Origin of the sequence: Streptomyces sp. PA03-1a (assembly GCF_033792805.1) — a bacterium.
In the GTDB taxonomy this organism is placed as follows: domain Bacteria; phylum Actinomycetota; class Actinomycetes; order Streptomycetales; family Streptomycetaceae; genus Actinacidiphila.
Genome location: NZ_JARAVO010000297.1, coordinates 1 through 10,168, shown reverse-complemented (window position 1 = coordinate 10,168; position 10,168 = coordinate 1). Strand labels below are relative to the sequence as shown.

At 69.1% G+C, this 10,168-nt stretch carries 9 protein-coding genes and 1 pseudogene; 5 read left to right on the top strand and 5 right to left on the bottom strand.

What is annotated here, in order from left to right; all coding sequences use genetic code 11:
- Positions 1–297: 297 nt before the first annotated feature.
- Entirely contained in the window at positions 298–3,537 is a 3,240-nt protein-coding gene (locus PV341_RS40300) for a family 78 glycoside hydrolase catalytic domain (RefSeq protein WP_500360389.1), read from the bottom strand.
- A gap of 827 nt (positions 3,538–4,364) precedes the next feature.
- On the opposite strand from PV341_RS40300, the pseudogene PV341_RS40295 reads away from it, so the two are divergent.
- Positions 4,365–4,799: pseudogene (locus PV341_RS40295) on the top strand (aldo/keto reductase); the annotation flags it as partial.
- A gap of 12 nt (positions 4,800–4,811) precedes the next feature.
- Here PV341_RS40295 and PV341_RS40290 read toward each other — a convergent pair.
- The gene (locus tag PV341_RS40290) at positions 4,812–4,946 is read right to left on the bottom strand and encodes a hypothetical protein (RefSeq protein WP_500360393.1); all 135 of its coding nucleotides are present in this window, start codon (positions 4,944–4,946) and stop codon (positions 4,812–4,814) included.
- On the opposite strand from PV341_RS40290, the gene PV341_RS40285 reads away from it, so the two are divergent.
- Entirely contained in the window at positions 4,903–5,265 is a 363-nt protein-coding gene (locus tag PV341_RS40285; RefSeq protein WP_500360391.1) for an SRPBCC family protein, read from the top strand. The two genes, PV341_RS40290 and PV341_RS40285, sit on opposite strands and share 44 nt — an antisense overlap.
- Before the next feature lie 109 nt (positions 5,266–5,374).
- Here PV341_RS40285 and PV341_RS40280 read toward each other — a convergent pair whose 3' ends face one another.
- Positions 5,375–6,136, bottom strand: a complete 762-nt coding sequence (locus PV341_RS40280) for an SDR family oxidoreductase (protein ID WP_500360388.1) — start codon at positions 6,134–6,136, stop codon at positions 5,375–5,377.
- 187 nt (positions 6,137–6,323) lie between these two features.
- Here PV341_RS40280 and PV341_RS40275 point away from each other — a divergent pair, with 187 nt between their 5' ends.
- Complete coding sequence (locus PV341_RS40275) at positions 6,324–7,187, top strand: helix-turn-helix domain-containing protein (protein ID WP_500326085.1); 864 nt, start codon at positions 6,324–6,326, stop codon at positions 7,185–7,187.
- A 137-nt stretch (positions 7,188–7,324) separates the two neighbouring features.
- Entirely contained in the window at positions 7,325–8,068 is a 744-nt protein-coding gene (locus tag PV341_RS40270; protein WP_500326083.1) for an SOS response-associated peptidase, read from the top strand.
- A 44-nt stretch (positions 8,069–8,112) separates the two neighbouring features.
- Here PV341_RS40270 and PV341_RS40265 read toward each other — a convergent pair whose 3' ends face one another.
- Complete coding sequence (locus PV341_RS40265; protein WP_500360386.1) at positions 8,113–8,331, bottom strand: PLD nuclease N-terminal domain-containing protein; 219 nt, start codon at positions 8,329–8,331, stop codon at positions 8,113–8,115.
- Positions 8,332–8,825: 494 nt separating this feature from the next.
- Between PV341_RS40265 and PV341_RS40260 the strand changes: the two genes are divergently transcribed.
- The gene (locus PV341_RS40260; RefSeq protein ID WP_500326079.1) at positions 8,826–9,713 is read left to right on the top strand and encodes an NmrA family NAD(P)-binding protein; all 888 of its coding nucleotides are present in this window, start codon (positions 8,826–8,828) and stop codon (positions 9,711–9,713) included.
- A 73-nt stretch (positions 9,714–9,786) separates the two neighbouring features.
- On the opposite strand, the gene PV341_RS40255 is transcribed toward PV341_RS40260, so the two are convergent.
- A partial coding sequence (locus tag PV341_RS40255) for a PP2C family protein-serine/threonine phosphatase (RefSeq protein ID WP_500360384.1) occupies positions 9,787–10,168 on the bottom strand: 382 nt, incomplete at its 5' end.

The window sequence follows — 10,168 nt, the reverse complement described above, 5'->3', positions numbered from 1 at the left end:
GCCTGGAAGCCCCCTACACCCCCCGCCACGACCTCCAGGGCATCTCCGACGTACGCGAACTCGAGCGCATCAAAGCCGGCATCCCCGGCTACGCCAACGTCTGACGCCGCGTCCGGCCGCGTGGGTCCCCGCCGGGCTGGAGTGCCCGCGGGTGCGCCCCGCGCTCGGGTTCGTGAGCGCGGGGCGCGGCGAGGACCTCACCGGCCGGCGGTGGATTGTCGCAATGCCCACCGAACCGAGACGGTCCTCGCCTCTCCGTCATCCGGCGTGTGTCACCCACGACCTGGGACATCGCACCTACCCCGTGACGCGGAACAGGTGGGTCCCCGGGCCGACGGTGAAGCGGGCGGTGCCGCCGCTGCGTTCGCCGGCCGCTGCGGCTGCGGGTGCGTGCACCGTCTGCCCGCCGCTCACCGGTACGAGGACCTCGGCGGTCGCCCCCACCGGGACGTCGACGCGCAGGGTGAAGCGTCCGTGCGAACGGGTCCACGACGACGCAATCCGGCCGAGCGGTGACTCGACGTGGGCGGAGGCGTGCGTCAGGTCGCCGACGGCGTGCGGGCTGATCGTCACCTTCGTGTAGCCGGGCGCGGCGGGTTCGATGCCGGCGACGTCCTGGTAGAGCCAGTCGTCCACCGTGCCCATGAAGGCGTGGTCGTGCGAGCGCGAGTTCGCGTTCCACTCCTCCCACATGGTCGTGGCACCCAGGCCCTCGAACCAGTAGCCCCAGCCGGGGTAGGTCGGGTTGGTCGCCACCGTGTAGGCCAGGTCGGCATGCCCGGCGTCGGTGAGGACCGGAAGGAGCGCCTTGGTGCCGAGCGCGCCGGTATCCAGGTGGTCGCCGCGGGCGTGGATGTCCTCGACGAGGTTGTCGACCACGGCTCGGCGGTGTTCCTCGGGCACCAGGCCGAAGCTGAGCGGCAGCAGGTTCGACGTCTGCCGGTAGCCCGCGGCCTCGTCGTCGTAGTAGGCCTCCTTGTCCTGGTCGTAGAACGTGGCGTTGAAGGTGTCCTTGACCTGTGTGGCGAAGGCGCGGAAGTGACGGGCGTCCGCGTCGTGGCCCAGCGCCTTCGCCATCGTCGCCAGCCGCGTCGCGGTGAGGTAGATGTACGCGGTTCCGGACAGCCGGGTGCCCTCCGGCGCGTTGGCGCCCTCCGGGGAGAGCCAGTCGCCGTAGCTGAAGCCGGTGTAGATGCCGCCGGTGCCGGCGATGTCGTGCTCGTAGTGCTCGAGCCAGGCCTTCATGCCGTCGTAGTTGTCGGCGACCGCCTTGGTGTCGCCGTAGTACCAGTACAGGTCCCAGGCACCGAGGATGAAACTGGCGGACCAGATCGGATCCTTGACCTGCTTGCCCGACTCGGTGGTGGGCACCGTGGGTCCGATGGACCCGTCGTCGTTCTGGTCGTCGCGGTGTGAGCGCAGCCAGCTGTCGTAGAAGTTCTGCATGTCGAAGTTCGCGATCGCCGAGTCGGCGTACAGGAACCCGTCGGCCGTGTAGGGCCGCTTCTCGTACATGGGCGTGTCGGTCGGGATCGAGTGCAGGTTGTTGAGGATCGTGTCGGCCTGCGCGTCCTGGTAGCGGTTCAGCAGGTCACTGGAGCTGGTGAAGTCGCCGGTGGACGCCACCGCCGTGTGCACCCTCATCCCGTCGACCGACCGGAGGGCGACCCCCTGGGGGACGACGACCTGGGCGTAGCGGAAACCGGCGTAGCTGTAGCTCGGCTGGTAGTGCTCCACCCCATCGCCCTTCAGGGTGTACGAGTATTTCTGCAGGCCCAGTCCGAAGGCGCCGGTGTTGTCGACAGTGCCGTCGGCGCGCAACTTCTCGCCGTAGGTGACGGTGACCGTGGCCCCAGCAGGTCCCTGGACCCCGATGCGCGCCCAGCCGGCGGTGGGGCTGCCGTAGTCGTAGACGTGCGTGCCGTCGGCCGGGGTGCTGGTGTGCTCGGCCTTCAGGTGGTCGGTCACCTTGACGGGCGGGAAGCTCTCCGAGCGGAGCGTGCCCTTCGGGCCGTCGACCGTCAGCGCACGGCGCCAGGTGCCGTCGTCGAAGCCGGCACCGTTCCAACCGGACTGCTCCAGGCGGGCGTCGTAGGCCTCCCCGAACCAGAGCGACTGGGTGGTCGTCGGCCCGTCGGACACCTTCCACGAGTCGTCACTGACCACCTGCTGGTGCGTACCGTCGGTGTAGGTGATGTCCAGCTCCAGCTTGAGCTTGGGCTCGCCCCACCAGGGCGACGCCTTCCACTCGTCCGGGTCGGTCATCGCGTAGAAGCCGCGCCCGAGGCTGACCCCGATGGCGTTGCCACCGGTGCGCAGGGCGTCGGTGACGTCGTACGTCGAGTACAGGACCGTCTTGTCGTACACCGTGAAGCCGGGCTCGAGTTCCCGGTCGCCGATGCGCCGGCCGTTCAGGTAGAGCTTGTTGTAGCCCAGGCCCGCGATGTGGGCGCGCGCCGACGCCACGTGCTTCTTCGCCGTGAACTCGTCGCGCAGCAGCGTCTCGGGCGGCGGCGGCGCCGACACCGACCGGCCCCAGGGGCCCGAGCCGTAACGTGCGGCCACGCGCGCGTTCGGCCACGCCGTGTCGTCGTACCCGGGCTGCTCCCACCCGTCGCCGGCGGAGGACGAGGCCCTCCAGCCGCTGTCGGTGACGATGTCGGCGGGCGAGCCTGCCCCCTGCAAGTGCAGGCTTCCGAGCACGCCCGCCGGTCCCTGATTGGTGTTCGTCGCCTCGACCGCCAGCACATTGCTGCCCGCGTGCAGGTAGGGGGCGATGTCGATCACGCTCGCCGTCCTCCAGGAGTCCGCGACGCGTGGAGAGCTCGCCACCTCGGTGCCGTTGACGTACAGCGAGAAGCGGTCGTCTGCGGTGAGCTGCAGCTCCGCCGAGGTGATCTGCGCGTCGGCGGGCACGTCGAAGCTCCGGCGCACATAGCGCGTCCCGGCGGGAGCCGAGTCGGCCGGGTCGCCCTCGGGGTACCAGATCCAGCTCGCGTCGTCGAGCCGCAGTGAGGGCGCCTTGTCGTGGGCCCCGATCCAATTCCCGCGGAAGTCACCGGGGTTGACGAAGGCCGTCTCGAATCGCGCCTCGCCACTCCACGGCGACGCCTTTCCGGACCCGTCCCAGACGCGTACACGCCAGTAGTAGCCTGAACGCGACGCGAGAGCGGGGCCGTCGTACGCGACGTCGAAGGACCGGGAAGAGCGCACGCGTCCGCTGTTCCAGACATCCGCCCGGCCGCCGCGGGACGTGGACACCTCGACCTCGTAGGCCACTTGCCCGGCGGTGGTGCGACCGGCTGCGCCATGGCCCGGTGCCACGTGCCAGCTCAGCCTCGGCCGGGGGACGTCGACTCCCAGGGGCTGGACCTGGTGCTCGACCTCGGGCCCGCTCACCGCGAGCGCCGACCCGCCTGCGGCCGGGCCCTGTTGGAGCTCCGGGACGGGCGCTCCCGCCGCGCCCGGCGCCGCTTCCAGCCCCCACGCCGCCGCGAGTGACAGCACCAGCCCGGCAGCGATTCTTCGCTTCCTCACGCTTGCTCCCATCGATGACACACGCTTCGGCATGCGGCGCGCACGCAAGCCGGCAATGAATCGTTTCAGTTGTTTCCCGTGTTACTCAACCACAGCTGTCAGGAGGCAGACAAGGTGTCGTCGGCGGCCGCCGGCAGGCCCGTCTTGCGGCGGATGAGGGCGCGTTGCCGTCGTGGCGTGGCGTGGCGTGGCGTGGCGTGGTCGTCGGGGTGACCGGCGTCCCGGTGAACTTTCGGTCTGTGCGGTGTGGGTTCCCGCCTTGCTGGCGTGCTCACGGGTACGCCCCGCGCTCGGGTTTGTGAGCGCGGGGCGCGTGTGTGCCGGGATCCGGCGGAGGTCGTGGTGTGCCCGGCGGGTGTCTTACGGGGGCACATGCTGAACCGGAAGCGGTACGCGGGGCGATGCCACGGAACGACCTTGAGCCCCCGCCGGGCAGCGGAACAAGCGGTCCCGAAATCTGTCATCAACAAGCCGCGGGGTGTCATTCTCATGCAGTCCTGCAGCAATACGAAAGCCGGGCTTTCACGATGATCCGGGACGAAGTGCGCCGAGGGAGCCGTGCTTCCCTCGGGGGTGGTGCGTGCGCCGCCGGAGCACCCGCCACTTTCGCGCGGAGAACCACAGTCGGGTGGAGCGGTGCAGCCAAGAAGCCGTGGTCGCGGCGGACGGTCCGCACATCGGTGCCGAGGGTTGCGGCATGTTCGACGCGGTGCCGGCGGTAGCCGTGGAAGGGACGAGGCGCCTTCGCACCCTGTACGACCGCCGTCTGCTGTCGGCTCCCGGTCGTACGCAGAAGGTGGGGCTCAACAAGTCCAGTCGCCAAGCCGCTCGAAGAGCCACAACCGGATGGGTTCCTGCTGGCCGGTCGCTACTCCCTGCTCGACCATGCGCACGCCCTGCAGCGACTGCTGCCCATGGCAGAGGAGCAAGGCGTCGGCATGGTCGTAGGAGGTCCCTATAGCTCCGGCATCCTCGCCGACGGCACCCACTTCGAGTACGTCACTGCCCCGCCCGAGATCGTGGCAAAGGTCGAGCGGCTGAAGGAACTCACCAACAGGCACGGCGTGACCATCAAGGCCGCCGCCCTGCACTTCTCGCTGGCGCACCCGGTCGCCGACGCAGTGATCCCGGGCGCGACCCAGCCCGCCCACACCGTTGAAGACCATGCCGCGCTCAACGAGAAGGTGCCCGCCGAGTTCTGGGCCGATCTGCGTGCCTCCGGCCTGGTCAGCCCCATAGCGCCCCTGCCGGGCGGGGCGTAGGTCGCATCGCCGTCAACAGGCGTCCAACGAGTCCTGGAGGAGCGACATGGCATCCACATCGGTGAGCAGGGTCGTCCCGGCCTCTCCCGCACGCGTTTGGGAAGTGATCGGCGGGTTCGGATCGCTGCCCGACTGGCTGCCGTACATCCCCGAAAGCACCTTCTCGGAAGGTGGTCGAGTGCGGCACCTGAAGAACCCCGAAGGTGACCCCATCGTGGAGCGGCTGATGGCGTTCGACGAGGAGCAGCGGTACTACACCTACCACATCCTGCAGGCGCCCTTCCCGGTCGTCGACTACCTGTCGACCCTGCGGGTCTACGGGATCAGCGGCAACGAGAACGCCGCCGAAGTCCAGTGGTCCGGCCGCTTCGTTCCGAGCGGAGCCACGGACGAGGAGGTCGTCGACCTCTTCACGGGCATCTACCGTGACGGCCTGGACGCCTTGGTCAAGACCCTCGGTGGCTAGGAGCGCCGTCCTGAGCGCTGAGGGCACGATGCCCTCGATGAGGCCTGATCCTGCGGCGCCCTGTCCGCGCGACCGTCATGAAGGCGGCAGTTCACTGGAAGGGCGGGCGTCAGTCTTCGCGGCCGGGGAGCATGGTCAGGGCCTGGGAGCGCTGTGCGACGAGGCCGTCGTAGGTGCCGTCGCGCTCGGCCCAGCGGTGCATGAGGACGCCGTTCACGAGGACTTCGTTGGGGGTGGGGTCCTCGGAGAGCAGCTGCATGACCTCGGTGGCGAAGTCGTCGAGCGGCAGCGCGTGCGGGTTCACCTTCTCCTGGCCCGCAGTGGCGACGGCCGGGGGAACGAGCTCCACGACGCCGACACCTGTGCCGGCGAGCTGCGCGCGCAGTGCCTCGGAGTAGGCGTGCACCGCGGCCTTCGACGCGGCGTAGCTGGGCATGGGCGGGAACGGCAGGAAGGCGATGCCGGACGTGACCGTGATGAAGGTGCCGGCGCCCCGCCGGACCAGGTGCGGGGTGAAGGCGTCGATGACCCTGATGGTGCCGAGCAGGTTGGTGTCGATCGTCGTCTCCGTCGCCTCGAAGTGCGCGGGGTCGCGCAGATTCTCCAGGAGCATGACGCCCGACATCGTCACCACGGTGTCCAGCTCGGGGTACCGGGCCAGCACGGCGTCACGGGCAGCCGTTACGGAGAAACTGTCGGTGACGTCGATGTCGAACGTGGCGAAGCCTTGGGCGGCGAGGTCGGAGAGCGCCTGCGGGCTGCGCCCGCCGACGGCCACCGTGCTGCCCGCCGCCGCAAACCGGCGGGCCAGCTCTCGGCCGATTCCCGAGGTCCCGCCGACGATGAGAACGGCGCGATTGGAGAGATCCACGGGATCTTCCCTTCGGTGCAGGGCGCCAACGGCGCTAGGCCGCGGCGCAGACAGTGATGTCCGCTGTCTCTTTCGAAGCAGCGCAACCGAAGTCTCGACGGCATCCGCTGAATGAGGCAGGGCCCCCTTCTTCCCTGGTCCTGCCAGGGCCCCCTCTGAGGCACGCCCACCGCATTACGGTGTCGATATGAAGGACGAGGAATCCGGCAACCGGCTCGGCAGCTACCTTCGTGCCCGGCGCGAGCTGGTCTCCCCGGCACAAGCGGGGCTCCCGCCCGGCGGCAACCGCCGCGTCCCGGGCCTGCGCCGTGAGGAAGTCGCCCTGCTCGCCGGAATCAGCCCGGACTACTACCTGCGCCTGGAACGGGGCCGCGACAGGAACCCTTCGCCGCAGGTCCTCGCATCACTGGCACGCGTCCTGCAGCTCGACGACATCGAGCGGACGTATCTGCTCGGCCTCGCGGCGGCACGCCCCAGGGCGCCGCGCCGCAGCCGGCCCGAGCACGTGCCGGCGCGGGTGCACGAGCTGCTCGCCCACCTGCAGATCCCCGCGTTCGTCGAAGGACGCGCGTTCGATGTCCTGGCCTCCAACCCCATGGCCGTCGCGCTCTCCCCCCGCCTGCAGCCCGGCCAGAACCGGCTTCGTTCGCTTCTCCTCGATCCCGAGGAGCGAGCCTTCCAGCAGGACTGGACGAAAGCCACCGCCGATTTCGTCGCCGCCCTTCGCACCACCATCGGGGACGACACCGACGACCCCCGGTTCGTCGAGCTCGTCGGCGAGCTCGCACTGTCCAGCCGGCGCTTCCGCACCCTCTGGGCCCGGCACGACGTCCGCACTCTGGACGGTGGCACGACCACGGTGAACCACCCCGTCGTCGGTGAACTACGCCTCCACCGCGACAAACTCGCGATCGGCGATGTCATCCTCGTCGTCTACTACCCCGACAAGGGCGGCGACAGCGACGAGAAACTGCAGCTCCTTGCCGCACTCTCACGCACCGATTCCGCCGGCACGGCACCCGACAGGCCGACGGACAGCCCGCACCCGTAGGTCTCCTGACCTTCACGCGCCGTCCCGGCGTCGCAACCGGACCAAGCGGAGGGCAGTGCAGGAGCCGCCACCTGAACCGGGCCCCGACATCCAGGGTTCGCACAGGTATCCCAGGGAAACGTGGCAGGCTGGTCGGCATGTGCGGCCGCTATGTCTCCACCCGACGCCCCGAGGACCTGGTGAAGCAGTTCCGGGTCACCGAATGGAACCCCGAAGCCCTCGTGGCGCCGAACTGGAACGTCGCCCCGACCAACCAGGTGTGGAGCGTCTTCGAGGGCGTCGACCGGGAGACCGGGGCGCTGGAGCGGCAGCTGCGGCCGCTGCGGTGGGGTCTGGTCCCGTCCTGGGCGAAGGACCCGGCGATCGGTTCCAAGATGATCAACGCGCGGATGGAGACGGTCCACGAGAAGCCCGCCTACCGCCGTGCCTTCACCAAGCGCCGCTGCCTGCTGCCGGCCGACGGCTACTACGAGTGGGTGCCCGTCCCGTCCACCGAGGACAAGAAGGCGCACAAGCAGCCCTACTTCGTCAGCCCGGAGGGCAGTGACCAGGGCATGGCCTTCGCGGGCCTGTACGAGTGGTGGCGGAACAAGGCGGTCGTCGGTGACGACGACCCGGGCGCCTGGCTGGCCACGTGCACGATCATCACCACCGAGGCGACCGACGCCGCCGGCCGGGTCCACCCTCGGATGCCGTTGACCATCGCGGCCGCCGACTACGACGCCTGGCTCGACCCCGAGCACCAGGACCCCGACGAACTCCGCGCCCTGCTGACCGCGCCCGCCGATGGCCACCTGTCGGTCAGGCCCGTGTCACTGAAGGTCAACAGCGTCCGGAACAACGGTCCGCACCTCTTGGACGCCTCCGAGTTCGAAGGCTGATCCCCCCCGGCAGCGAAGGGCTGTGATCAGCGCGAGCAGTCGACTCAGGCGGTGGAGGGCCGGACCTCGACAGGAGCGGGCCGCTTGCCCAGGTTTCGCCAGGCAATGGCGCCCACGATGGGGAACAGGACCATGATGACCAGCCAGCCCACCTTGGGCAGGGTTCGAATCCGTGCGGCAGGGGTCCTGATGCAGTCGACCAGGGCATAGACGTACAACGCCGCGACGATTACGTACATCGCGTAGACCGGCACTGACGTCATCGGGTCACCTCATGTGCAAGGGCGGCTGCTCGCTTGTGTGCGGCACGGCCTGGCCCCACTGGATGGTCATATTAACGGGCATCCCAAGGGGCGGAAGAAACCCTCGGACGGCCTACGGCCACGAGGGAAGACACGACACGCGCGGTGACGGTTCCGTTGCGCCGGCGCGTTCCGGCACGGCACGGGACCCCGGCAGATGGCGGCCGGGGTCCCGTGCTGGGGGTGTGTCTCGTTCCCAGGATTCAACGACCGGCAGTAGAGGGCGTCACGGCCCGAGGGCGGGGTGCGTGATTTCGCGGAGCGGCTCGTCGCCCTTGCCCCATTTAGATGCCGTATGTAATCTATTGTTGTAGGTCCGGCCGCAGGCAGTGCTGTCCAGCGTGGGGGTTTCCTCCTCGGTAGGTGACGGACCTCCGGACACCGGCCTTGCCCGCGTGCCACCGGGGATCCCGAGCCCGCACCGGCAACACCGGCGAAGAAGAGGCGAAGAATCGATGACCACGATTTTGATCACGACAGCCAACGGGGAGACCGGCCGACCGATGGTCGACTACCTGCTCACGGAGGGCTTCCACGTGCGCGCCATGGTCCGCACGGACGACGAGCGGGCACAGCGGCTGCGCGACAAGGGCGCCGAGGTCGTATTCGGAGACCTGCTCGACCTCCGCGACGTCCGTAGGGCCATGGAAGGCGTCCAGCGCGCCTACTTCAACTACCCGCTCGGTGAGGGACTGGTGGAGGCCGCGGTGATGTTCGCTCAGGCCGCCAAGGAGGAGGACCTCGAGCTCATCGTGAACATGTCGCACTTCCAGTCCCGCCCCCACGCACGCAGCAAGGCCACGCAGAACCACTGGCTCTCCGAGCAGATCTTCGACTGGTCGGGAGTCCCCACCACTCACCTGAGGGTCACGTTCTTCATGCAGTGGCTGCTCTACATCTCCGGGCTGATCCGCTACGGCCGCTACGCGATGCCGTTCGACAAGGAGAGCCGCTTCGCCCCGATCGCGGGCCGCGACATCGCGCTGACCGCTGCCAACATCTTCGCCTCGCCCGAAGAGCACGGTGGGCGGGTCTACGCCCTGACCGGCCCTGTGGAATACAGCCACGAAGAGCTCGCGGCCGAGGTCGGCCGGGTGCTGGGCAAGGACCTTCCGTTCGAGCAGGTCACCGTGGCCACCTTCCTGGAAATGCTCGGTATCGGGCAGGACATGGCGAAGCTCAAGCACTTCGAGGCTGTGACCCTCGACCAGCAGGAGGGCCGCCTGGCGGGCATCACTGATACGGCCCCGCGCATCAACGGGCAGCCGCTCACGACGGTCGAGGAGTTCATCACCGAACACCGCTCGGCGTTCGAGCTCGACTACATCAAGCCGAGCGCGTAGTCGGCCGGCCTGAGATCGCCCGCAGCACGGCGAGCCGTCCAACGCCGGCACCTTACGCGGCGGACCTCAGTGGTCAGCTCGTTCCTTCCCGGTGGGTCGGATCGTCGGAGTCGCCGCCGGGGAGGTCGACAAGGATCACTGCCACGTCGTCGCTCAAGTGGCCCTCGGTGTGGTGGAGCAGCCGCTGGTGCAGTCGTGCCAGGAACTCCTCCGGGGTGGCGGCGTGTAGCGCTTCCATGGCCTCGGGCAGAGCGAAGAATTCGTCGTCGCGGTTGCGGGCTTCGATGACGCCGTCGGTGTAGAGCAGCATCCGGTCGCCGGGGAGGAACGGATGGCTCTCCGCCTTGGGCGGAGGTCCGGTGTAGAGGTCTTCCAGGCCGAAGGGCGGCAGCGGGCAGGACGGCGTCAGGGCTTGCACTGTGCCCTGGTGGAGCAGCAGCGGCGGCGGGTGGCCA